Source organism: Thiocapsa sp. C2-2m, from assembly GCF_041903745.1.
In the GTDB taxonomy this organism is placed as follows: domain Bacteria; phylum Pseudomonadota; class Gammaproteobacteria; order Chromatiales; family Chromatiaceae; genus Thiocapsa; species Thiocapsa roseilacustris.
Genome location: NZ_JBBWVD010000027.1, coordinates 31,483 through 56,073, shown reverse-complemented (window position 1 = coordinate 56,073; position 24,591 = coordinate 31,483). Strand labels below are relative to the sequence as shown.

Genomic DNA, 24,591 nt, shown 5'->3' with positions numbered 1-24,591 from the left:
TACGTCAACAAACCGTATCGGTTTCGTGCCTACATTGATCGTCGCAACTCCGGCTCTCGACCAACCGGTTACTCTATGGTGCAGAACGCTCCGCATGCGACAGTTGTTGTCGCATTTTTATGGAACATGTGCTCGTAGAACAGGGATATCCAGGGAGAAGATTATGTTCAGGCGGTTTTCTGTTTCCGTGTCGCTTCTGCCCATCATGCTCGGAATCACCTCGGTTCACGCCGCAGACGAAGACCTCTTTACCGGCCGCTTTGGAGCTTGCATGGACCAATCCGGAGGAGTCACGGTCGAGATGCTGGTCTGCATTGGCGAAGAACTGACCACGCAAGATGCCAGGCTCAACGGGGCCTTCAAGGCGTTGCGTTCGCAGTTGGTCCCCACGCGTAAGCAAGAACTACTCGCTGCTCAACGACTCTGGATTCAATACAGAGATGCCAATTGCAGCTTTTACGCTGATCCGCAAGGTGGAACCTATGCAACCGTTGCAGCAAACGAGTGTGTGCTTGTAGAGACGGCGAAACGGGCGAAGGAATTGGAAGACCTGTCGAATCGTTGATTCGACGGCGACCATCCCGGCTATCTGTTGTCCATGGATACACCGAATATCTGATTCGGAAACGACGCTTTGACTGCCCAACGTTACTAACGGCGTGTCCTACACAAGTGGTTTGTAGCCCGGTTTTTGGCCCTAGAAGATTGACCTGAAGATTCACATCCGCCGTTCTATAATTCTTGGCAAAGCAGAACGGTTTTCGTACGGTCGTCGTTAATTTCGCGTAGCCCATCGCCCGGTTCATTTCGGATATCGACATGGAGAGTTTTGATGCCTTATGCGCCTTGCCCCAGATGCGGTTCACCGAAGCATCCTCTTTATGCTTGCCCGAAATGCGGATATACCCACCGATTAAACGGTTCCGTCGAGGAGATTACCCGGACTATGCATGTCGTTACTGTCGTCAGTGATACTCCATCTCAGGATTTGCCATCCAGAACAGGCCCGGTTATCACGACAAAACGGCGGCGGTTACTGAAGTGACGGTACAACATAGCCAATCAAACATGCCAGGTTTCCATTTCCGTCTATGCTGGTTACGATGCCGATCAATTGATTCCAAACGACCCGCCGTTAGACCAGAATGCATATTGCGCTTTGCTCTCTACCTTTCTTTGTAACATGCGAGGATTCGAGCGTATTTGATGATTGACGAAAGCGGATCGGTAGACGATCCAAGTACAAGGGATACAATTCTAACCAATAAGAGGTGAGTGCAAATGATTACCTTTAATCTCCGAGTTTCCTCCCTAACGGCCTTAACATTGTTTTCTTCGGCCTCGCATGCGGCGACAGAATCCGCTGGGGACACTGGCTACGCCGGAATAATACTCTTTGTCATCATTATCTTTCTTATTTCACGGTTCTTTCGACCAAAGTGCCCGGCGTGTAAGTCGAAGAAGGCTAAGGTCATCGGCAGAGATCGGCAGCACAACGATGTGCAATGGACACCCTCACCGAATGGCCATGGACCTGGATCGTACAAGGCTACGCGGATCGATCAGACGTCCTATCTTTGTAAAGACTGCGGCTTCGTATTCAGTAAGGCGAGCAAGAGCCACCTATCGGGAGGCGGAAGAGGGCCAGCCTAGAGTCGTCGCCGACTAGATGCTTTCCGATCACATCGATCAGCGTTCTTCGCAGCGAGTAATCACCCCACGTCCTTTCCAGGAGATAAAGCATGGATAACTTTGGTTTGACCGATGCCCCCATCGATACCATTGATCAGGAAAGCCTTGGTCTATTGGATCACGTCGAAGCGTTGAGCGAATTCATCGTCTGTTGCCAAACACCCATTACAATCGCCATTCAAGGCAATTGGGGAACGGGTAAAACGAGCATGATGAATTTGGTTCGAAAAAGAATGGAGGTTCCACAGAATGGCAAACGCATCGAAACACGCTGGTTCAATACCTGGCAATTTGCGCAGTTCCAGATGCAGGACGAGATCGCACTCGCATTGCTGACGAGTTTTCTGGAAGAATTGGGCGATAGCGAAACAGCTAAGTTATTCGGGCGACTCGGCAAGTTTGTTGGAAGCACGGCCGGCAATGCTGTCAAGGCTGCAGTCGATATGACCACGGGTGGTGCTGGGGATTTAGTAAAGGACTTCCTTGATAAAGCGGTATCGATAGATGGCGTCACCGCAGTTCGCCAGTTGCGCGGAAATATCCAAAAGTCCGTTGAAAAGCTACTTGCACGGAAAAATGCCGATCGCCTGGTCATTTTTATCGACGATCTCGACAGACTGGTTCCGATGCGGGCGGTTGAAATCCTGGAGATCATCAAACTGTTCCTCGATGTTCCCAAATGCGTTTTCGTTTTGGCCGTAGATTATCAAGTTGTCTCCAAGGGTTTAGAGCAGAAATTCGGCGTCACTCTCGGAGACATGAAGGGAAAGAGCTTTTTTGATAAGATTATACAGCTTCCATTCAATTTACCGGTTGCACAGTACGACATTCAGCGCTACATGGAAACGCTGCTTCGTGGTCCATTTGTCTTCAACAAAGAAGATACGGTCCTGCTGGTGGCGTTGGCCGAGCATTCAATCGGTGCCAACCCCCGGAGTTTGAAACGACTTTTCAACACTCTGCAACTATTGAATATTGTCGCAAAGAAGAAAAGGATGCTCGATACAGATGGTATCGCGACTGCCGAGGAACGCCAAAGATTACTGTTTGCCGCGCTTTGTTTACAACTGGCCTATGAGCCGGTTTATCAATTGCTGCTCAAGGAGCAAGGACAGTTCAGTGACGCCTATTTTGCAGAGTTTACCGATCTTCAGCGGTTGCGAAACAGCCCGGTTCGGTTAGAAACAGTCAGGAAGGCGATAGCTGGCCAAGGGGAAAGCGACGAAGCTCTGCAGCGTTTTACTGACTTCATGCGTTACCTGACTGATGCTGCCCAATTGGCATCGGATCTTGCCGAGAATCACGATGAGGCGTTGAGCGATTGGGAACTCGACCTGTTGCGCGGATTCTTATCATTATCGGCGCTTACCAATTCTACGGGCGGCGGCGGGAAAACGCTTCCGGGAGCCTTTCGCCACAAGGCTGCGATGCTGGAATATTTGGAGAGAACACTCAAACCCAAGTATCAGGCCACGCTCGCGAGTATGAATACATGCCTCCAATCTGACTTCGGTGAGCATAATGGAGAAATAGGATTCGAGTTTCGCATTGGCACCTTCGCCTTCGGTCTTTGGATGGCTTTGAATGATTCCGAGAACACCATGTCGTCCTATCTTTGGGAGGTTGTCGGCGCGGATAAAAATATAGTGCGACATTGGTTCCGTTCAAATGCCTGCACGGCCTTTCCGAATATGGAATTTCGACACCTCAGAAATTCTAGATATGCATTTCTGGAGACCCTGACTTTCGAAGATAGTGGTCATCCCGATTCGGAACAGCAACGCCTGAATGACTATTTCGCCCTTGCACAGCGGACACTTGACTCCGTCGTGCCCCTACTTCTCGAATTTCATCAACTAAAGGCTCCACATGTGACGCGCTTTGCGGAATTTACGGACAAATTATGTGATCGATTAGCGATGGCATTTCCTCCTGAAGAGGACTGGAGGGTGGAGAATCAACTACGTGATCTTCGGAAGTGGGGAAGTATTTCTGTGCGCCGACGGGACTGGAGCGAGGAAATGTCCTTGTGCTTGGAAGCGGAAGAACCTTTTGGAACGAATTTGGTATTAGGAGTGATTATAGGCAGCAATGATCTTGTTCAAACTGCCGGTGTTCGGGAAGCTGCTTTTCATGCCTCCTTAAGGATCTTTCCCACGGAAGAAGCCAAAGATAATGAGGCTTGGGCATATTGGCATGTATTGCCTGCTGGGATTAGGCACCTTAGTAAAGGTTGGTTTCCGAATGCGGATTGGTGCTGCAATTGGGAAAATCCCGCGGAAGAAGACCATATTCTAGCGCAGATCGTCGAGCGCTTCGCACGCTTCAAGGACATTCTGCCTGAATTGGATGACCTGTCCGCGGCGATCAAGCAGCCATGAGCGACGGCCGGAGAACGGATTTCCTCGACGCGGCCATCTACCCGTTCTATCAGGCACTTTTCGAGCCGGGGGGCCTTTCCGATACTGGTAGTGCGGTCTTCTTTCTACCGACTTACCAGCGCTCGTTTGCCTGGGAGCGGCGCCAGCGGGAGGACTTTTGGAACGATCTTCAGGACGCCTTCCGCCAGGACACGGATAGGATCGGCGAACGGACGAGACCCTATCTACTGGGTACGCTCTACCTTGCGCGTCTGAGCGAGGCGCAACTGGTCAGCGAGGTCCATTCGGAGGTGCGTGCGGTCTACCGCGACCTTCTGCTCGATCGGACGTTGAATCCGGCGCCAGAGGCTTTTCTGGTCGTAGACGGGCAGCAGCGGATCACCACCTTCTTCCTTTGTTGTTTGGAAGTTCCGGCGTTGCGCTCGGCTCTGTTCCGCGAAGGGTGGCCGCGTCTGGCTCTTGGGTGGCTGGACCTGCCGTGTTTTCAGTCCATCGCGCACGGTGAGGTGCCGGTCTCCGAGACGAGAAGTCATCGCCGTCTGATCGAGACCCAGCGCTTCTTCCAGGAGCGGCTCGCCGACGTCGAGCGACGAGGTGAAACCGACGCCTTTGTCCGCTTTCTGCGGCAACGTCTGCAAGCGGTTTTTATCGAACTGAAGGGCGATCTGGAACTGGCGACTACCCTGTTCGTGTCGCAAACGGATCGCGGTAAGCGTCTGACCGTGCTGGAGCGGCTGAAGGGGACGTTGGTGTTCTATGGTCAGCGCACATCGGCGCAGGATCACAGCCAGCCGATTGATGATCTGTTCGGGCGACTCTACGAACGGATCGAACACCTGGTCGAGAGACGCATCTTCCGCCGTGGCGACGAGGCCGAAGCCGATGTTGCGAGGATTCTGCATATCTTGCTCAAGCGCCGTGGCTTCTATCGTGCGGAGTGGCGCGATCCGGAGCACCCGGATATCGGCTGGGAGGCCGGGGAGGAGTCGATCTACGATCTGCTGCGAACGGTTCTGCGTGCGGCGCAGCGGACGGGACAACTGGAGGTCGCGATTCGGGAGGTCCGTCAGCATATCGAAGCCATTGCCGATTTTTACGACTGGCTTGGAACCGCCGTCGAGTTGGAGGTTACCGGAGGATTCGTTAGCCATTTCGACGGTGGGAGTTGGCATCCGATCATTCAGACCTTCGGGATCCTTGGCTTGTCGCGCTTCACGAAAGCCTGGTTGGTGGATCTCTATCAGAGACGTCGGGACGATCCCAGCCTCTTCATGGTGCTGGATCACCAACAGACAGGTCGTCGATTCGAGAGCTTGGTGGTCCGTGACGTCGAACCGGATTCCGCGATTCGCGATGCGGGCGGCATTCAGGAACGTCTGGCCCCGTTGATGGTGCTTCTTGACCGAAACATTGAATCAGGTGGTCAGCGGGAAGATCTTCGACAGGTACTGAACCATCCTGCCGCCACGGCTTTTCTGGCCGGACAATTGCGGCGAACACTGCGCCGGCTTGATGGATTCGCGGGACTGGCACGAAGCGAGTCGATCTCCATCTTCAATCTTGCCGAAACATTGGAACTCTCCATATGGGGTATTGGGAAACGTCCGGTGAGTTTCTTTGGCTATCCCGAAGACATCGAGGGTCTGATGCGCCATAGCCTGCATTGGGCGGCGACCTATAAGTCGGGTTTTCTGTTGCGCGATCTGAACTATCAGAAGTTCAAGTATCTATTACTCTGTTACGAACGTGCGTTTCTAGGCGGCGATGCCGAGGATTTTGGCATATTATTGGATCTGGACATCAACGAAGACGATGGAATTGCCGTGCATCGCGAGCATGTTTTTCCACGTTCGCCGCGCGACGATGTGGCGCAACACATTAAGCACCTTTGGTCGAAGTCGGGTCCTCTGTACGAAGATTGGATCTGGAATGTTGGCAATATCGTCTTGCTGGAGCACAACAAGAATATCGGCGAAGCATCGAACCTCGCGGTCTGGGACAAGGCCAAGGTGTATCTGGAGAGCCGCTTTGCGCACACACGAGAATTGGGCGTGGACTTAACCGAACTCCGGTCAGTCTTCGAGCAGGACCTTGAGACGCAACAGCCGTTTGATACCTCGCTGTCTGCCTTCAAGATTCTGTTGGACATTCGTGCGGTGGAGTTATACGGGTTCGCTCAGGCGCGATTCTGATCCGACATATCGGCGATTGGGCTTGGGTGCAGATTCCGCTCATCGAAGGAGCAGAGACCGTGGCGCAGAAGCGCTTCCAGTGAACATGGGTTGCCAACATTGCCTATGCTCAGTTATGCCGTTCAACCCAAAGGGCTCTTCATGCGCTACAGACGTGTCGCCAGAGTTCGTCGATCAGTGTCTCCCAGCACCGTCATTATCGGTCTGTAGAACAGATTTAAGAATTGAACGCGGACACTTCCGGCTAACCCTTGGGCCGGCAGAAGGTCCAACAATCTGGAATCTATCAAGAGCCGCCGCGGCGTTCAGCGTAGCGGCCGTCGATGCCATGGTGCGAAAAGCTACCCTTTAAATGAGCTTGCGATATACTTAGTTATCGGATCGAAAAATTGCTTCTTCCCTTCTGGATACGCAAAGTAAAAAGTCTTAAATTGGTCATTGTTCAAGATGGTCTTCTGGTAAAAAACATTTCCGGAATTATATCCGGAAACGACGAACCACTCGTTTCTTAGGACTTTATATGTTACAACCTTTGTAGGATCTTGATTAGTCCCTCCTCTTGATTCTTCAAGGTATCGATCTTCCAGAGATTGATCCAGCGCATTATTTGACCCATACACTATAAGACTTGCATCGGCGTCTTTTGAGAGGAATTTCTGTCCATCTCCATTATCTGACTCGCCCTGCGGATACATAATGTCTTTTGGGTAGGCTATTGAGTAGCTAAATCTATAATTGTGGTATGTATGATACGCCTCATCAGCACAAGCCATTTGCGCTAATAAAATAGAGCTAAGAACAAGAATCGAGTAGCGCATATCTAATCTCCAGATAGTACCTAACATTAAGACCACTGCGGCGCGGTCCGGCTTTATTGTATCCTTAACAGTTCATCAGTCCAGCGTCGTCGAAGTGTTCGGCTGGTGCTGGTCGATGAAGGGCGCTTCCAGGAAGACCGCTACTTTCATTGGCAACCTCAGCATCAACTGCGAGAACGGCAAGCATTTTTGGGAAAGCGCTGGTAGTGGTTCCCAATTTTTAACCAGTAGGCAGCAAGCGGACGAGATTGTACCGCCGAGCGTGATCGAGAACGCGATCAAGTTGTTCTGCAAATAGATCTGTTATCGCGGCTTGCCTTTGATACTGATAAGTTCTGGTTTCTCGTAGACTGAGGCGTTATTAGTGGCTTTGGGGTACCGGGATTCCGAGAGCATTTTGTGCGACTTTCGGCAAACACCTCAAAATGATCCAAGATCAAGAGACGGAACTTTTTTAAGGAGTCTAACCATTGAAATGCCCTTGCTGTGGAAAAGAAGTCAACCCATCCCAAATGGAAATGGCTTTCACCCTTCCTGACATCATCTTCAATCTGCCGGAGGATCAACGCGCGGCCCGAGCCATAACATCCTCCGATCTCTGCTCTCTGGATAATTGGCGCTATTTCATTCGCGGTACCGTTGACGTGCCCGTGCCGGAATTGGAGACCCTTTATGGGTGGGGCGTGTGGGCCGAAGTTTCCAAGAAAGTCTTTGTCCGGTATCGCAAACTCTTCGACCAAGACGGATCGGCCGAGCCTCCAGCAGCCGGCATCTTGGCAAATGTCTTGCCCGACTATGATGACATCGAACAGCCACTAGAGATTCATTTCGGGCTACTAAAAGATCGCCCAGCCTTCATACCCAGCCCGACAGACAGCGTTTTATATCGGGAGTATGTCGAAGGAATGCCGTTACATAAATGGCATAGTATCATCGAACTCGGCAAGAGCCTGAGTTCAGGCTAAGCGAATTTGGACCGGCGCGCCCAATGGGCAACGAGCAGACATCAGTTATCGACTTCCTGAAATGGTGTAAAAATCAACTGCGGACGCTTCGGGCGAAACTGGTGCAGCTCGTTTTCGTGCCAGCCGCTACCTGTCATCGGCCGTTTCAGACGTAGCCGACCGGTCGATCGAGTTCAACCTGCTGCTGATGCTTACCCCCGACCTTCTCGATATGGTGTGCACGTCGTGCACTTGGTGCACTGTCCACGGAGGTATTTTTGGTCTGAGCTAACAAGATGCAAAGGTCCTGCTTGCAGCTGCTGGAAAGGGAGATGGGATCATCATAAGGCTCGCATATCTGGGCGGGACCGACGTCCAAGCGGGAGGACGCAATTTTATCGAGAGCAACGATCGGCGCAACTTAGCCAAATGGGAGGCAGCGGTAGAGGAACTCGAACGCGAAGGGCTCACCGAAGACAAGGCAGGTAAGAATGAAATGTACTTTGTCACGCACGATGGGTTTCGTATGGCCGATGCTCTTTCTGAAGCAATTACATAGCCCAACGAATAAGGTCGTCGCTCGCTGCGCTCGGACGATCTAACCTTTTTCGTCATGTCCTACCGTCGGGGGCGGGGATCAGGTGTCGATCGACGAGGGTCGTGCGGATCGGGAGCGAAACGCACTGTTTATCCACGGCGGAGCAGCGAGGGCTGCAACGGAGGCTGTGCGCAGGGTGCGCAGAGGTGTATTTCGGGCGAGGCCGAGCGTATCTGCTTCGGTCGCGGGCGATCGTCGATCAACGGGGAGCATCAGATGTTCTTGAACCAGTCTTCATCGATGTCGACGCGCTCGACCATCTCCGTCTTGATGCCGAGTCCAAGCTCTTTCAGCTTGTCGATGAGCTGCTCGCCGTCCATCAGATCGATCGGCGGGGCGCCGTCTCGGGTGGCCTCTTTGGTTGCTTCACTCGTGAAGGTGCCGGTCGTGACGAACAGACCCCGGTCCGCTCTGCCGACGAGTGCCCCGCGGAAGTCTCGAATCGCACTCGGCGATACCGATCCCTGGTATCGCTTGCACTGAAACAGCACGTGAAAGTTGAGCAGTCCACCGATCTGCATGATCCCTTTACCGTCGATGCCGCAATCGCCGCTGCGGCCTGTGACCTCGACCTTCACGAAACCGGACTCCCGCAGCATCCTCTTGACGAGCCGTTCAAAGGCATCCGGAGTCATTCCCTTCGTCAAGACTTGATGGAGCGCCGCCCGCCAGTTTTCCGCTGCCTCGGGCAGATCCTCTTCGGCTTCTCCAACGGAGAGTTTTGTCGAGCGCTCGTGGCGGTGGAACTCCTGGACCGTCTTGACGACGTCTTGAGGATCAATGGTTTCGACATGCTGTTGTTCCGGGACAATGACCCAAACCCCGCGGTTCGAGTTGTTCAGCACCCCGAACTTTTTCAGGTATGTTCGCGCCCATGCCAATCGGTACTCCAACTCGGTCTGGCTACTCTTCTCGGGGTTGTGGAGGGTGTTCAAAACGCTCTCCGGAAGCTCCAGCGATTCGATGACCTTGGTTCCGATTTCGGCGATCGAGCCGGATCCTCCAAGGTCGCGGAGCGCCTTTAGGAGAGGGTTCATCAGCTCGTGAAACTGCGGGATCTGCTGGTCTTTTGCCATGCCCAACTCCTGGACTGTCTGCTCATCAGCGAGAAAGAATCCACTGCACGAGCTTTTCCGATCCATGCTCGTCCAGGATGTGATCATGCAGATCGGATGCTTGCGCAACGCAGAACGGGCACTGCTCTGGACCAAGGGCAGGCATGGGTTGCTTGGCCGTCTGCACCTGCTGTGCGGCCTTGCTCCGCTTAGGTTGCTCCTTTGGGCTCGGCTTCTTGGCAGCCGCCTTGGGCCTTTTCTCGCTGCCATTGGTGGCCGCCAACGCCGGGTGTGCCTTCGTGATGTGCGCGCGCAGTTTTATGACGAGCGCTCCGCACTCGGGGCATTTCGCCAACGGCGTGGTCGGTGTGGTCTGCCGTGGCATCCCTTGGCTCTGTTTTCCCCCCTTGTGTGGCTGGGGGCGCAGCGGTGCGGGTTTGACCAGGGGTTTCAGAGGTTCGCGCGGCTTAGGCGATTTCCCTTGGCTCTTGTCGAAATAGCGGGCGCGGTCGGCAAACGATCCGGTCGGAGGAAGATCCACGAAGGCTGATTCGGAGCCATGACGTCTGGCCCGAGCGCGCCGATTCTCCATATCCCAGTTCAATCGGTTACCGCCCATCCGAACCTCCTGAAAGGACAGACACGAACAGATCGCCTACTCGGCCAAGAAGCCTACCCACTCGGAACGCATCGCCTACTCCCAGTCCGCACTCTTAAGCCCGAGACTGTTGGCATTCTCGGAAACCGCCCGTTTCACTGCATCGGATGCTCCCTCGGGAAAATCCGCCGAAATCTCCACCACCAGGCGAACCGTTGCGTTCGGGTCCGAGCAGAGCACCGAGACGATCTCTTCGGCGATCTGCACGAGGCGCATCTTCGCCGTTGCGGTCGGTACCTCCGCGCTCGCGTGAAAGGTTTTCGGCTTGGCCGTAACGGGGTCAGGACGGGGCGCAGGTCCTGGACCCGGCGGGACCGGCGGAACCGGCGGGGCCGTATCGTCGGGTGTGTCGGCCACACCCAGCTTCTCCGGCTCCGGTCCGGGTGTCGGCGAAGCGGGACGATGGGCCTCTTCATAGGCCCTCGCGGCTTCTGGTTCGATCAGCAGCAGTGTGTCGTCGAAGACCACATCGCCGCCGCCGAACTGAAACCCTTCAAACGTCTCGCCGTTCTGACCATAGGCCGTGCCGAAGAAATCGCGGCTCGCAGTACCGCTGCGGATCGCTTGGAGCAGGACATCCCGGCTCTTGAATCGCGGCAGATAGAGATAGCGTAGGGTGTCCTCGAACAGGCCGGATGCCTTGGCCGCGATCTGGTCGTTCTTCCAGTACAGATCCTTGAGCAGGGTCCGCAGATGGATAGGCGACCAGGTCGAAATGACCAGCTCGTTGTCCCGGCACACCCGCTCGATCTCGGACCCGAGAGATCCGCCGGTCGTGTTGAGCGGGAATGCTTCCACCGCGGGCTTGGGATCGGTCGGGGCGTCTTGGCCCGGGCACAGCAACCACTTGTAGCATTCGCGGGCCGCGCGCGGCAGCACCTCCTCCGCACTCTTGCATTCCTTCTCGGCCTGCTTCTGCTGCAAGTTGTCGATGGTCAGGCGGCCCTCCTTCACGTCATCGACGATGGAGCCCCAGGCAAGCGCGGCCGCCGCCGCGTCTTTCAGCCGCGACAAGGACCCATGCTCCGGCGCGAGAAACAGGAGTCGGTTGCCGCGATAGCGTGGCTTTGCGCCGTTCTTCTGGACTGCATCGAGAACGGCCTCGACGGCAAGGCGGGACTCTTCGCGCGTATACCAATACTCAGGCGGAAGCACGACGAGACGCAGCGCCGTGTCGTCCGATACGTCGGCATGGGGCGTGAAGATGTGGACCCCATCGAAAAAGCCGACGTGGCCGACGACTTTCTTGAGCGACTCGGCGATCTTGCCGCGCACTTCGGTCTTGTCGTCGAAGCGGCGCTTGCGGTCCTCCATCTCCCGTCGCAGGTTCGCACGGGTATCGAACCAGAAGCGGGTCGTATCCTGGGCTTTGTCGCCGGAGCTGTTGAGATAGTGCAGGCGATCCGCAAGGCGATTCAGCGCATCGGTATAGATCGACGATGCCTGTCCGGGTTGCAGACAGCCCAGAAGGATGCGGGCGGTATCGATCCCCCGTGTCGTCGCCTTGGTCGCGACCGAGGACGGGGCACTGCCGAGAAAGATGGTGCGCCCGACGCGGCGTGCCGCGCCGACCTGGCCGAAGCGCGGCTCCTTGTTCTCCAGCTCGACGGTTTCGGAACGGTCGCCGTCGATGTCCTTCTCGATCACGGCATCCCAGCCCGCCGGTAGGTAGTAGGTCAGCTCGTTGCGGCTGCTCCCGTCGTGCAGCGGCAGGCTGCCCGGCAGGATGAGCAAATCCTTGTTGTCGTCCTTCCAGAGGCGATAGATGACTTTGGCCATGAGCTTGAGCACACCACGCGTGCGCTGAAAGCCGTCGATCGTGGTCCAGTCCTCGTACAACCGGTCGAAAACCTCGGGATGGATGGGGTACGCCTGCATGAGCCGATCGTAATAGTGGCGCTCCTGTGTCTCGGAGGGGAGCTTCGCACCCTCGGCGACATAGGCATCCGCGAACGCGCGGCAAACGGCCTCACGGGCCTTGGGATCGCGCACCGGCTCGAAGAGACGGCGGCGCACGATCTCGAAGGCTTCTTCGGTGGCGACCGGCTTCCAGAGGGCCTGCACGCGTCCGAAGGTCTTCTCCAGGGCACGCAGGGCGGCCACTCCGCGCTGACTGCCCGCCTCGACCTCGGACTCCGGCAGGGACGCGAGCAGAATGGCGTTCGGAACTAGTTTGGCCGCCTCGGTGAGGGCCTGCACGAAGGAGAGGTTGCTGTCGAAGCTGCCACCGCTGAGCGTTTTGCCTTCCGGGAACTGCCGGATGTATGCCAATAGCTCGTCGATCAGGACAACACACGGGGCATGAAGCTCCAGCAGATCGCGCAGCGCGTCCTTGCCCGGCGAGATGCCGTGGGCGTCGGCTTCGCTGACAAGGCGGAAAGCTTCCTCGCCGCCAAGCTGCCAGGCCATCTCGCCCCACAAGGTGTTGATCGTCCGCTTGCCGCGCTTCCAGGGCTGTCCGGGGGAATGGGCCGTACCGTCCAGGACGGCAACGCGCGCCTTGGGGACATCCATCAGACCGGCCCGCTCGACGAGGCTCGGTATCCCGGCGAGGTCCGACAAGGGACAGGCGCGCGTGGCGAGGTGATAGACCGCAAGCTCGGTGTGGGTCTTGCCGCCGCCGAAGGGCGTTTGAAGCTGGATGACGGGTTCGCCTCCCCGACCCGCCAGGCGTTGCGCGACCTGCGTCAACAGAAGGCCCATGCCTTCGGTGATGAAGGTGCGCTCGAAGAAGGCCACCGCATCCTGATACTCGCGCGGGGCGCGTCCGGTATGGACGGCGGTGATGTCGGCGGCGAACTCGGATTGCTGAAACGACCCTTCCAGAACGTCTTGATGGGGAACCGCGATTTCTCTCCAGGGCTTCATGCGTCGTCCTTCCCGTTAGTCAAACAGCACCGCCTGTCGAGGCGTCGGCGCGGCTGCCGCCGCGGTCTCGATGGCACTCCAACTCGTGATGATCTCGTTGTAAGCGCGGGCGTCTTCGGCCCATCCCGCCCGCTCGCAAAGCGTATAAAGACGATAGGCGAGTTGTCTGGTCGCCTCGGCTTTGCTCGGTACGGCGGCGACGATCAGTCCCGCCGGGCGCTCGCCGTCGGCTTTGAAGACCCGGATAAGCTGATGCAACAGCTCCCAGACCGGCAAGCGATCATCCTTCTGGGGGTCCCAGTCGGCAGGATACTCAGGCCATTTGAGGAGGCGCACGACGCCGCCTGTGGCGTAAAGCACACCCGATTGCCTGACACCGTCCACGCTTGTTCCCTTGGAACGAGAAAGAGTATCGGCGTCTCCGAACTTGCCTTCTTTCCAGCCGTATTGCCCGAACCAGTGCAAACAAAACTGGGTGTCGTGATCAAAATCGTCCTCGGCGAAAAAGCGGTTGATGAGTTGCAAAGCCGTGCGAACACTCATCGGGGTCCCGTCGGCTTCGAGCACGGCGGCATACTTCGAGAACACCGCCATGCCCGGACCGATAATGGCCTGGGAGAGGTCCACCGGTGCAACGGGAGAGCGCTCGTCCCCTGCCCCGCGCGTCATTTCGTCAAGAGCCTCGGGAAGCACCTGGTTCAGTTCGCGCAGGAAGGCGCGGCGGGAGATGGTTTTGGCCGTGGCAGGACGCGGGCGGCATACGAGAACGATGCTGGAGGCAAGGGCATTTGAGTTCATACCACGCATGCGGTATTCCTGCTCGCTGCGAAGCGGCCATGTCCCGGTAAGCGCAAATCCAGCCCGAAAAACTGCTTCAAGAAAAGTCTCCCACCCCGTATTCGCCGTTCCTGTATTTCCATCGGTTTCAGACTGCTTAAAAGCGTAATAAATCGTAACCGGAAAAGTTGGTTGACTTTGCTCTGCAAGTCTCGACATTGCTTGCATCATACCCTGAAGAAAAAAGTTTTCCGCTTGCTGTTGACCTCCATGTCTATCTGGTGTCGCGACCAGCTCTTCAGCTTTTGGAGTTACCACAGTAGAAAATAGAGTCGGAAATACTTCTCGCAGCGAAGCCCGCAGCCAAACGTAAAAGAAGTCGGAAAGATCCGCATAACCCACATTATCGTAATATGGAGGGTCAGTTGAAATAACCTTATGCAATGACTGCGCTTGTTCGGTTGCATTAGCCATACAAGCAACACCTGGCTTTGGAACTATGCCCACAGCCCCCGCAACTAGACCCTCGCGGGCATATTTAACCGCATTCAACCAACAAATAGATGAGTCTCCTAGGAAGTTTGATTCTGGAAAATCCCAAGCCATGGGAATAGCTTGTCGAGTAAATAGGTGCATAACCTGCTCCCCAGATGGCTTCCAAGTTGCCAACGCACAACCAAAATCCGCCAACCGACTAATCGCAAAAGCCAAGTAAGTACCAATAGATTCTGCGTAGGCACGAGCGCCACAACCACACTCATCCACGCCAATATCGTCATCCGACATACCCGAAGCTAAAGCGGCTTTTAGCACCTCGATCCTGACCTCTTCAATGAGGTCTGTAAACGTCGTTAAGGCGACTAGCTGGCGCGAAATAAAAAGATCGCTCCATTTCTTTATGCCGTAGTTAGCGACTCGAAAACCAAGAGCTTTCTCGAAGAAGTTTATATCAGGTTTCCAAGTAGTTCTACTTCGTTAGATTAGATCTAGCTGCAAATAGCTGATGTTATTATACTATTAGCACCACAACTCAATCATAAAGAGAACTTATCTATGCATAAGCAGATTTTCTTCTACTGATACCCCTATAAATCCACTTGATGGTATTGCCGGGCGCTTTACCCGCTTTCATCTGCGCTTCAAAACGCATTTTCAGAACGCAACCCGCAGCGTGATCGAGCCGGTCGGCCACTATTTACGGGGTCTGATGCAAGCCGATCCCAATAAGAAGAATATGGAGCGTATGGAGGAGCGGGTTCCGGATGCCGATGAACAGCAGCTCCAGCAGATGCTCACGGACTCGCCTTGGGATCATCAAGCGGTGATTGATCAGGTGGCGTTGGCGGCGGATCGATGGCTAGGTGGGCACCCGAATAGTTGCCTGTTGATCGATGAAAGCGGCTTCAAGAAGTCGGGCAAGCATTCGGTGGGCGTCGCTCGGCAATGGTGTGGGCGTCTGGGCAAGGTGGACAATTGCCAAGTCGGGGTATTTGCCGCATTGGGTCGTGATCGCCGTGTGACGTTGGTCGATGAGCGCCTGTATCTCCCGGAGAAATGGTGTGATGATGCGCCGCGCTGCGAGCAGGCCGGTATTCCCGAGGAGGACCGCGTCTTTAAGACGAAAGTGGCGCTGGCGTTGGCGATGGTCGCGCATCAACGCCGGATTGGTGTGCGGTTTTCCTGGGTTGGCGCCGACGGGTTTTACGGCAACGATCCGGCGTTTCTCCGCGGCCTGGCGGCGATGGGGGAAGTGTTTGTCGCCGATGTGCATTGCAATCAGCTGATCTTCCTGGAAGATCCGAAGCCGACGGTCAAGCAGAAGAAAGGGCAGCGTGGCCGCACGCCAACCAAGCTCGAGGCGAACGCAGCGGCGATACGGGTTGATCAGTGGCAAGCGGAGCAGCCCGCCGAGGCTTGGCAACGGGTCAAGGTCCGTGACAGCACGCGCGGAGAACTGGAAGTGGCGGTGCTGCATCGACGGGTTTGGTTATGGGATAACGAGGAGACCGCGGCGCATGGTTGGCACTTGATCGTGCGCCGTGAGATCAATGCCCCCGAGGACATCAAATACACCTTGTCGAATGCCCCGGCCGAAACGCCGGTGAAGCGATTGGCCGAGATGCAGGCGCAGCGCTATTGGGTGGAGCGCGCCTTCCAGGATGGCAAATCCGAATGCGGCATGGCGGATTATCAGGTGCGCAAATGGAGCGCCTGGCATCATCACATGGCCTTGGTGTTGATGGCGATGCTGTTCATGTTGGAGGAGCGACTACGTGCTGCAGACGTGCATCCGCTGTTGAGTTGCTCCGACATTGAGGAGCTCTTGAAACAGTTCCTGCCAAGGCGCGCAGTGACGCAGGAAGAGGTCTTGGCGCAGATGGAAAAGCGCCACAAGAAGCGCTTGGCCAGCATACGCGCCCAGTACGCCAAGCAGGGCCTTGCGCTTCTGGAGTAACCTCGCCCGGCGCGCGGCCGCGCCGCCCACGACGCCGAGCGTTGTGCCCGCTCGTGCTGCCCGACGGCGACCTCGGGTTGATCACGCGACCTCCGGGCGCGACGCTCAAAGGCGACGATGCAGCGCATCGGCGCTGCCGGCACCGCTGCGCCCGTTGTTTTCCCTGGACCTCGACAAAGCGACACCAGGGCATGCGCAAGGGGGTCTGTTCGCGCCTCGGGGGCGCTCCATGCCTTCGGCGCAGCGTGATTGTGGACGGGGCCGTCTCGCGATGCGGCGCAACCAACATCCTTCGTGGTCAGCGCGCGAGCGACCGTCTCGTCAGCGCCGACGGCCTGCCGCCGACGGTCAACCCGGTGCTACGGTCCACGACATGACGACCACGAACGCGCCTCGGTTCAGCGATCCCTCTGTTGCCACAAAAACGATATGATTCAATATAAATTAATCGCTTATCGCCTGCATTCGGCGTGGCTGCTGTGCGCCACGGGTCCGCGGGAAAAGTAACAAAGTAGAAGTAGGTTCTGAGCTATTTGCCGCCTCTTCCTGCTCGCAGGTTGGCGGCAGATAAATTCGCCCTCTTTTACCCTCAGCTATGACGGCCATGAGCCGAGCGCCCATGTGTCCAGCCTGCGCCTCAGCGCGGATGTAAACAGCACCAATGGGAGTATGGGTAAGCAAGCATCGAAAATTTCCTCTGGACAGCTTCGTCCCCGCTTTCGCCTCCGCCGGTGGCTTACCCATCTTCACTCTGCACCAGTAGCTATCGCCATCGATCACCGGTTCAACATACGCTTCCTTGCCTGCCTTGCTTGACAGGACGAAGGTCGCAGCGAGCGGCACATCAACATGCCGGAAGGCCGGGTTCGGGCTTTTCACCGTGCGTGCCCATAGCCAGGCAATCACCGTGAGCTTCTGCCCGACATAGGGCTTAAGGTCAGGGCGCTCCAGCGCCATCTCCGCCGTCACCTCGACCGGCGGATAGAGATGCCCGATACGCTTTTGGGCCTCCTCGCGCATCCACTGCCCGTAGTAGCGCACGTCCTCGGCCAACCCTCGCGCCCCGCTCCAATCCTGATCGACCAGTTGCTTTTTGCCCCGCGCCTCCGGATTGACCGGGGGCCTGCCTGCAAACTTCGGAGGGATTTCTATCATCGCCTTGTTGATGAGGACCGCGACCGGATTCAGGTCGCTCGCGTACGCTTCCAACCCCAGGCGCTGCGCTTCGAGCGGCAGGGCTCCGCCCCCGGCAAAGGGATCGTGGAAGGCAGGCAACTTCTCGGGATCGAACAGGTCCGATTCCTGCGGATGATCTTTATTCAGCTCGCAGGTTTCCCGCCAGGATTTCCGGATTTCGGCTCTCGCCTTCTCCAGCACCGCCTCGTTGGTCGTGTTCTTCCACTGCACAAGTTCCTCAATCAAGGAAAAAAGCCGCTTGCGGCTTGCGGACCAGCTCGCCTTGAGGTTGGCGGGGGGGATTTCGCCGGGATGTTCCAACTCCCACTTCCACGACGGATCGTTGACCATCTGCGAAAAAATCACCGCGCGCGCCGCCGCAAGCGGTCGCCGCGCCCACCACAAATGCATGCCGCGTGGATGTGCGCCTATTCCCGGCATCTTTTCATAGGCGCAAGCTGTATTGATCGCATCGAGCGGCAACGCGACTTCGATCAACTTCTTGGGGGTCTTGACGGAATGGGTCATGGTCAGGCGGCCTCGGCTCGGACGAGGAGATCGCCCAGGTTAAAGTTGATGGATGCGACGCCCCAACCGGGCTCGCTTTGAAAAGGATTGCGGATGTAGTACGGGCCTTCGGCACGGTCGTCCTCATGGACAAGGACGATGGCCAGGACGAACTTGTCGCCCTGATTGAAGGCATAGAGCATCTCGTTGCGGGTCACGGTCACGGTGCTCGCACCCTTGGCCCGGCCCTTCACCTCGATATGTCGGGGATCGGGCTGCTTGCCGTCGAGGACGGGCGGATAGGCCGTGAGGTCCCAGCCGCATTTGTCGGCGGAAACATCGACGACGCGGCAACCCCGCGCCTCCTCGGTCAGACGCACCGCGTCCATGGCAACCCGCTCGATGCGCGCGCGTGCCTGCGCGTCGGCGGCGAAGGTTGCCGCGACGGAATCGACCGGCTCCTCCCCGCGCAGGGTGCTCATCAGGCCAGCCGGAACAATCAACGCCGCGCCCAGCACCACCGGTGTGCCGCTGACCACATGGCGCATGGACTGGAGCTCTTTCTTGCGGCTCTCCAGGCGGCTCCCGAGATCGGCAATGGTGCGCTCGACGTTGTGAAGATTGAGCCGGACATCCTTGCCCGCTTCGCCGTCCTCCTTGAGCTTCATCCATCGATCCTGCCAGAAGTCGATCTCCTTGGTCAGACGCTCGTTGACGGCGTCTAGGGTCTTTTCGATGTGCTCGATGCGACGGTGTGCGACCTCGCGGAAGTGCTCGGGGACCAGCGTTTGAGCGGCCAAGGCAAGCGCTCGACTCTCCTGCCCCGAGGCGATCCATGGCGCGGCGAGCGTCTCGTCCAGCACCGGACGTTCGGCATCCTTCAACGGCTCCAGATCGAGATGCGGCGCCCAGCCGGCAAACACGGCCTGCCCGTCCGCACCGACCCGCACGAATTGCAGGCGCTTGGAGAGCACCGTGCCGTCGCCGGATTTGATCTCGTGGGTCAGCAGGAACAGCAGAGCGGGCTCGATGCCTTCGTCCGCCGGGTCGATCAGGACGGCCCCCTGGCGCAACAGGTTCGCGTGCTGTTCCAGGAGCATGTCGGTCATCGAGAGCATCAGCGGATGGCCCGGATGCATCAGCAGCGCACGCTCCAGCCCCGGCTTGTCGATGGGTTGGATCGCCGCGCGCTCGAAACAAATCCGGCTGTAGCGTTTCAGGACCGGCTCGTTCTCGCGCCGGTTACGCCCGGTGAGGCGGCGGTCGCGCTCGCGGATCGCTGCCGGAACATGGGTGATCTCGAAGCGCCCGGCCTCGCGCGGATGGGCCGTGCCGCCGAGGGCATCGAGCGCCTTCGAGAAGAAGGCCCGCACGAAGAAGGGCTGCAAGCGGCGCGCTTCGGCCTTGTCCATTTCCTCCTTGACGGCAAAGAGCCGCTCGGCGCTCATCGTCTCCTGGGCAAGCGCGTTGCGGTTGAGCAGGGATTTCAGGTGCTCGTGATCGAGCGCCATGTCGATCTTTTGGCTCAGACGGTCTCGAACGTCTTGACGGTCCCCGTAACGGATCGCCTGCATCAGCAGGTCCTTGAGACTGGTCTCCTCGAAAACCTCGCCGAGAATGTCGAAGACACGGCCCTTGAGCGCCTGGCTCTCGACTTCGAGCTTCATCAGCAGGCGGTGGTAGACATCGCCTTCGCGGGTCTCCTTGGCCACGAGGTTCCAGAGATGGCAAACCTCCTGTTGGCCGATGCGGTGGATGCGCCCGAAGCGCTGCTCGAGGCGGTTCGGGTTCCAGGGCAGGTCGTAGTTGACCATCAGATTCGCGTTCTGGAGGTTCACGCCTTCGCCGGCGGCGTCGGTCGCCACCAGCACGCGCACTCCGGGGTCGGAGCGGAACAGCGCTTGAAGGCGGCGGCGCTCGTCGCGATGCGTCCCGCCGTGAATGGTGATGATGGCGTCAGGATTACCGAGGACCCCGGCGATCTTGGCGTGCAGGTAGTTGAGGGTGTCGCGGTGCTCGGAGAAGATGATGAGCTTGCGCTGCCGCCCGGCGGCATCGCGCATCTCGGGATTGTTCTGAAGGATCTGCGACAGCTCGTCCCACTTGCGGTCCCGGCCCGAAGCCACAACCACTTTGGCCTGTACCTCCAGCCCTTTGAGGATCACGATCTCGGCATCCAGCTCCACGATGCTCTTCGCGGCGGTGGCCTGGTCGATCAGGGTCTCTTCGAGTCCCTCCTGCTCCTCGGCGGTGAGATCGTCATCGTCCTCGGGAACGTCCGCCAGGGTCTCGGCGAGGGCCTGCTTGCCCTTGATCCCGAGCTTTTCGTCGCGCAGGCGATTCTCCAGCCGTTCACGGCGGCGCTTGAGCGATTGGAAGATCGCCTCCGGGCTGGAGGCAAGACGGCGTTGCAGGGCGGTGAGTGCAAAGCCGATGGAGCCTTTGCGTGACCCCTTGATCTGATCGGCCTTGCCCATCTCGGTCTTGACGTACTCGGTGACGGCTTCATAGAGCGCGGATTCGATCGGCGAAAGTTCGTAGTTCACGGTGTAGGCCCGGCGCTCCGGAAAGAGCGGCGTGCCGTCGAACTTGACCAGTTCTTCCTTGACCATGCGACGCATCAGGTCGGAAGGATCGACCTTGTGCACGCCGTCGCGGAACTTGCCGTAGAAGCGGTCGGAATCGAGCAGCGAAAGGAAAAGCTGGAAGTCCTCTTCCTTGCCGCTGTGGGGTGTTGCGGTCATCAGCAGTAGATGCCGAACATGCGCGCCGAGCTTCTCGGCGAAGCGGAAGCGTCCGGTCTTGTCCAGCTTCGAGCCGGAGTAATGGGCGGCGAGCTTGTGCGCTTCGTCGAAAACGGCCAGGTCCCAACCCGGCGCGCACAGCTTCTCCTGGAGTTCCTCGTTTCGGGCAAGCTGGTCGAGCCGCACGATCAGCCGCGGGTAGTCCTCGAAGGGATTGCCGCTCGGCGAGGTCTGCTCCAGGATCGCGGAGTAGATGTGAAACTCAAGACCGAATTTCTCGTACAGCTCGTCGCGCCACTGCTCCACCAGGCTCCCCGGAGCCACGATCAGAATGCGGTGGGCATCCGCGCGCATGATGAGCTCGCGGATGTAGAGCCCGGCCATGATGGTTTTGCCGGCGCCGGGATCGTCCGCGAGGACGAACCGCAACGGCTGGCGTGGCAGCAGGGCTTCGTAGACCGCCGTGATCTGATGCGGCAGCGGATCGACGTTCGAACTGTGCACGGCCATCATGGGGTCGAAGAGAAATGCAAGGTCGATGCGCTTGGCCTCGCAGGCAAGCTGGAAGGCATCGCCGTCGCCGTCGAAGGCGAACGGGCGCTCGGCGGTGGCGATCGCGACCGTGGCCTCGTCGTCCCGTGCGAGCAGGCGCTCCTTGATCGCGCCGTCGGGGGTTTTGTAGATGAGCTGGAGCGCACCGTCCCCGTGCGAGACCGTCGCCATGACCGATACGATCTGGCTGGGCTCGATACCGGTCAGGCTTTGCCCTGGTGCGATGTCTTCGAGTTTCATCCCTCGCACTCTCTCGTCGATAACGACATCGGGTTCTCGTCAGCGTTGTCCGATTGTGTCAAGCGAACTCTGCCTGGATACGCAATGCTGAGTAGCTCCGCAATCCTCTCAAAACCTCGCTCGTTCCGGTACGGGTCGAGATCAAGGCCCTTTGTCATCACCTTCTCCCAGCCCGACGCAGCAGCACGGTGATGTTCGCGAATGAAATCCACCGGCAAAGTATAGAACTCGGGTTCACGATAGCCGTCGCGAACAGGTTTGTTGCTGTAGAACCAACCAATGTTCAGGAATGCCACGACCAGGAAGTCGAAGGCATCCAGAGTTTTGGCCTTGACCGGAAATCCACGGTCACAGTCGGTCGCGTAGCGGCTTTTGACCTGCACACGAACCTGTCCGCCGGTCTGACGCGGCTCGGGGTGGATGCAGATCAGATCGTATCCCTCATTGTTCGGGGGCGCCTTGTAGGCCAAGATGTTACGGCGCATCAGATGCCCGATGACCAGGTACTCTGCGCTTAGGGCCACAACCGGAAGGCGTAGTGCGTTCGGCATCGTCTTGGCTCTAACTTCCGTTCGCGAGCGGCATCGCGCGCGCTGACGCGCCAGCTCCGCCATACCGCTCCAGGCACTTCTCAAGCCGGGTTTTCGCCGTCCGCTGAATCCGCCCGAGCAGTTCGTGGGTGACTTCCGAAAGTCCGAACCGCTCCATCAACTCCCGTTCCAGATAGAGCGTCAGGTGCGCCGTCATCTCGGCATCGGCCTGTGCCCGGTGATAGCGGCCAGTGACCGGTAACCCCGCGTACTTGACCAGGGTGCCGAGCTGGTGATTCGGTGCTTGGGGCAGGACACGACGGGCAACCAGCATCGAGCAGGCAAAGGGCCGCGGCGACCTGCGCCCGATGCGTGACAGTTCGGCATCCCAGAACTTGCGATCGAACGAGGCGTTGTGCGCGACCAAGGGGTAGTCGCCGACGAAGTCCGCGACCTCGGCCATGACTTGGCTGGCCGGTGGCGCGTCGCGCACCATCGCGTTGCTGATGCCGGTGAAGTGCTCGATGAAGGCGGGAATGCGCTTCCCTGCGTTCATGATGCTTTGGTACTGGTCCACGATGCGACCATCGCGGATCAAGACCGCGGCGATTTCGGTCGCACGATCACCCATGTCCGGTGACAGTCCGGAGGTCTCGAAGTCGATCACAATAACCGGTTCCATTCCTCCTCCTCGTCGCCGCTGATTTCCTTGCTGTTCTAGGATGCCGATCCGTTCCATGACATGGCAAGGCGACTCGACCGGCACGAACGGTTCCAATGGCGCACGACTGTCCACGGAACACAAACGCTGTCGCAAGCATAGCACTGTCGGTCATACTCTACCCATGACGATGCCTGACCTTGGTCAACTACACGACCCCGCACGACTCCCCAATATGGCCCGCAGATGGGCGCTATTTTGGGGTATCTGTTCGAACGTGCCTACACGAAGCCCGCGTTGGCCGAGTTGTCGGTAACGCCCGACGGTCACCTCGTCGGGAAAACCCAAGTCTCGGGCGACAACGGCCACACCCTCTACCTGGGCCGTGAAACGGATCTGCGTGCCAATCTTCGACGTCTCGGAATCGCGGCACGGCTGAACCAGACTGAGTGGGCAGCATTCGCCGAACGTGTGCGCGTGCGGATCGGACTTAACTTGGGCGACATCGGTCCTGAGGGGCGGATATAACATCGTTGGGGATGGACTGTGAAGATTCTCTGACGCCTACCGCGCTAAAACCGGTCAGGTCAGGTTTCGGCTTGGATGCGTAATTAACCCGGAACCTGTCGAGAGGCGACTGCCGAGTCGACACACATTGCGAACGCTTGCGGATCTTACGGTGAGCGACTCAGTTGCCCCGCAACCTGACCCACGACCCAAACTGAAGATCATAAGGATGATACCGTCGTTCCAGTGCTCTTCATTGCTCACAATGGACCGCTCGACTTGCGCAGTGCCCCTGATTCGTTAGACTGTTGTAACCTTAACTGAACAAGTCAAACGAGTTTTCCGGCTTTCGTAGTGTTTGCGGCAGAGGTAGGGTAGGGATAGGGGAATTTTGGGGATGTTTGCGTAGATTCGCGCAAAAACCGTCGAGTTCCCGGCCTCTGGAAGTGCTACTAATACCTGATTCCTCTAGCGCCCGGAAACTTCCGAAGACATGAGGCCATGGCAATGTTGACAGTGACCGTCTCGGACAAGGGGCAAGTCGCCATTCCGGCGGAGATCCGGCATAGGCTCGGGATCGCACCGGGAACGAAGCTCACCTTAGAACCGGATGTCGCCAAGTTAAGTGTCCGGCCCCTTCGTAAGACCCAGCGTACCCGCCCCGAAACCAGCGATAGATTACGTACTGAACTCCGATCAGCCAGGAACGCAGCATCTGAACGACTTCGATGTCGTGCAATCCATGCGCGAGATCAGCGATGATTGCTCTTGCATGCGGTATCTTGGCCCACTCCTGTATGGATGATCCAGGTGATTCGGAAGCGGCCATGAAGCGATCCATCGACCAGGCGATCCAGGCCCGTCCCCCTCGTCCCGTCCTGATCATCCCGCTTACCGTAATCCTTGAGCTGGAATCGGTTCTCCGCGCCTTCTATCGGATTGACGCCGTAAAGATCGTCCAAGTCCTGAAGCATCTGTGGGCTTGTCAAACGTCAACGCCGAGGAGTCCGAGCAAGTCGCTAAGGCTCTCTTTCTCCTCGCTCGCCCAGGGCGTGGACTTCTCCGATGCCTTGCATATGCTGGCCTGCTCCGATTGTGAAACGCTCTATTCCGTCGACAACCGTCGATTCACCCGGCGCGCACAGCTTCTCGGAGCGGCTTGGGCATTAATCGTGCTATTTAAGAACCCGATTCCTCGCACTATGATCCAGCCGCATCTACTTCAAGAACAATAGC

Annotated in this window: 17 protein-coding genes; 8 read left to right on the top strand and 9 right to left on the bottom strand. The window is 57.6% G+C overall.

Translation table 11 applies throughout. The features are described 5' to 3' along the window. Nucleotides 1–163 precede the first annotated feature (163 nt). The 3 genes from AADX97_RS19720 to AADX97_RS19710 all read left to right on the top strand — a co-directional run bounded on the left by AADX97_RS19720 (nt 164) and on the right by AADX97_RS19710 (nt 6,265). Nucleotides 164–565, top strand: a complete 402-nt coding sequence (locus AADX97_RS19720) for a lysozyme inhibitor LprI family protein (RefSeq protein WP_374235734.1) — start codon at nt 164–166, stop codon at nt 563–565. A 1,177-nt stretch (nt 566–1,742) separates the two neighbouring features. Beyond that, nucleotides 1,743–4,073: a P-loop NTPase fold protein gene (locus AADX97_RS19715; RefSeq protein WP_374235735.1), complete on the top strand. Its 2,331-nt coding sequence runs from the start codon at nt 1,743–1,745 to the stop codon at nt 4,071–4,073. Next, the gene (locus tag AADX97_RS19710) at nt 4,070–6,265 is read left to right on the top strand and encodes a DUF262 domain-containing protein (protein ID WP_374235737.1); all 2,196 of its coding nucleotides are present in this window, start codon (nt 4,070–4,072) and stop codon (nt 6,263–6,265) included. Before AADX97_RS19715 ends, AADX97_RS19710 begins: the two co-directional genes overlap by 4 nt. Before the next feature lie 341 nt (nt 6,266–6,606). Here AADX97_RS19710 and AADX97_RS19705 read toward each other — a convergent pair whose 3' ends face one another. Beyond that, complete coding sequence (locus AADX97_RS19705) at nt 6,607–7,083, bottom strand: hypothetical protein (RefSeq protein ID WP_374235740.1); 477 nt, start codon at nt 7,081–7,083, stop codon at nt 6,607–6,609. A 470-nt stretch (nt 7,084–7,553) separates the two neighbouring features. Here AADX97_RS19705 and AADX97_RS19700 point away from each other — a divergent pair, with 470 nt between their 5' ends. Further along, nucleotides 7,554–8,048, top strand: coding sequence for a DUF2199 domain-containing protein (locus AADX97_RS19700; RefSeq protein WP_374235742.1), 495 nt, complete (start codon nt 7,554–7,556; stop codon nt 8,046–8,048). 789 nt (nt 8,049–8,837) lie between these two features. Here the strand turns inward: AADX97_RS19700 and AADX97_RS19695 are convergent. The 4 genes from AADX97_RS19695 to AADX97_RS19680 form a co-directional block, all read right to left on the bottom strand. After that, on the bottom strand, nt 8,838–9,701 hold the full coding sequence (locus AADX97_RS19695; protein WP_374235744.1) for a restriction endonuclease: 864 nt from the start codon (nt 9,699–9,701) through the stop codon (nt 8,838–8,840). 25 nt (nt 9,702–9,726) lie between these two features. Continuing rightward, nucleotides 9,727–10,299, bottom strand: a complete 573-nt coding sequence (locus AADX97_RS19690; protein WP_374238719.1) for a hypothetical protein — start codon at nt 10,297–10,299, stop codon at nt 9,727–9,729. A 75-nt stretch (nt 10,300–10,374) separates the two neighbouring features. Then, complete coding sequence (locus AADX97_RS19685; protein ID WP_374235748.1) at nt 10,375–13,206, bottom strand: ATP-binding protein; 2,832 nt, start codon at nt 13,204–13,206, stop codon at nt 10,375–10,377. 15 nt (nt 13,207–13,221) lie between these two features. Continuing rightward, a complete protein-coding gene (locus AADX97_RS19680; RefSeq protein WP_374235750.1) occupies nt 13,222–14,457 on the bottom strand; it encodes a DUF1156 domain-containing protein in 1,236 nt (411 codons plus the stop codon). Between the two features lie 559 nt (nt 14,458–15,016). Between AADX97_RS19680 and AADX97_RS19675 the strand changes: the two genes are divergently transcribed. Continuing rightward, nucleotides 15,017–16,438 carry an IS701 family transposase gene (locus tag AADX97_RS19675; protein WP_374238636.1) on the top strand — a complete coding sequence of 474 codons (1,422 nt, stop codon included), beginning with the start codon at nt 15,017–15,019 and terminating at the stop codon, nt 16,436–16,438. A gap of 444 nt (nt 16,439–16,882) precedes the next feature. Here the strand turns inward: AADX97_RS19675 and AADX97_RS19670 are convergent, their stop codons facing one another. The 4 genes from AADX97_RS19670 to AADX97_RS19655 are packed head-to-tail and all read right to left on the bottom strand — an operon-like array spanning nt 16,883 to nt 22,869. Then, on the bottom strand, nt 16,883–18,142 hold the full coding sequence (locus AADX97_RS19670; RefSeq protein ID WP_374235752.1) for a DUF1156 domain-containing protein: 1,260 nt from the start codon (nt 18,140–18,142) through the stop codon (nt 16,883–16,885). A gap of 2 nt (nt 18,143–18,144) precedes the next feature. Next, nucleotides 18,145–21,657, bottom strand: coding sequence for a helicase-related protein (locus AADX97_RS19665; protein WP_374235753.1), 3,513 nt, complete (start codon nt 21,655–21,657; stop codon nt 18,145–18,147). Beyond that, nucleotides 21,654–22,208 (bottom strand): hypothetical protein, encoded by a 555-nt coding sequence (locus tag AADX97_RS19660; protein WP_374235754.1) that lies wholly within the window; start codon nt 22,206–22,208, stop codon nt 21,654–21,656. Before AADX97_RS19660 ends, AADX97_RS19665 begins: the two co-directional genes overlap by 4 nt. A gap of 10 nt (nt 22,209–22,218) precedes the next feature. After that, a complete protein-coding gene (locus AADX97_RS19655) occupies nt 22,219–22,869 on the bottom strand; it encodes a PolC-type DNA polymerase III (RefSeq protein ID WP_374235784.1) in 651 nt (216 codons plus the stop codon). A 225-nt stretch (nt 22,870–23,094) separates the two neighbouring features. Here AADX97_RS19655 and AADX97_RS19650 point away from each other — a divergent pair, with 225 nt between their 5' ends. The 3 genes from AADX97_RS19650 to AADX97_RS19640 all read left to right on the top strand — a co-directional run bounded on the left by AADX97_RS19650 (nt 23,095) and on the right by AADX97_RS19640 (nt 24,590). Next, nucleotides 23,095–23,376: a hypothetical protein gene (locus tag AADX97_RS19650; protein ID WP_374235755.1), complete on the top strand. Its 282-nt coding sequence runs from the start codon at nt 23,095–23,097 to the stop codon at nt 23,374–23,376. A gap of 480 nt (nt 23,377–23,856) precedes the next feature. Then, nucleotides 23,857–24,117: an AbrB/MazE/SpoVT family DNA-binding domain-containing protein gene (locus AADX97_RS19645; protein WP_374238634.1), complete on the top strand. Its 261-nt coding sequence runs from the start codon at nt 23,857–23,859 to the stop codon at nt 24,115–24,117. Nucleotides 24,118–24,182: 65 nt separating this feature from the next. Next, nucleotides 24,183–24,590, top strand: a complete 408-nt coding sequence (locus AADX97_RS19640; protein ID WP_374235756.1) for a type II toxin-antitoxin system VapC family toxin — start codon at nt 24,183–24,185, stop codon at nt 24,588–24,590. The last annotated feature ends 1 nt before the right edge of the window (nt 24,591 follow it).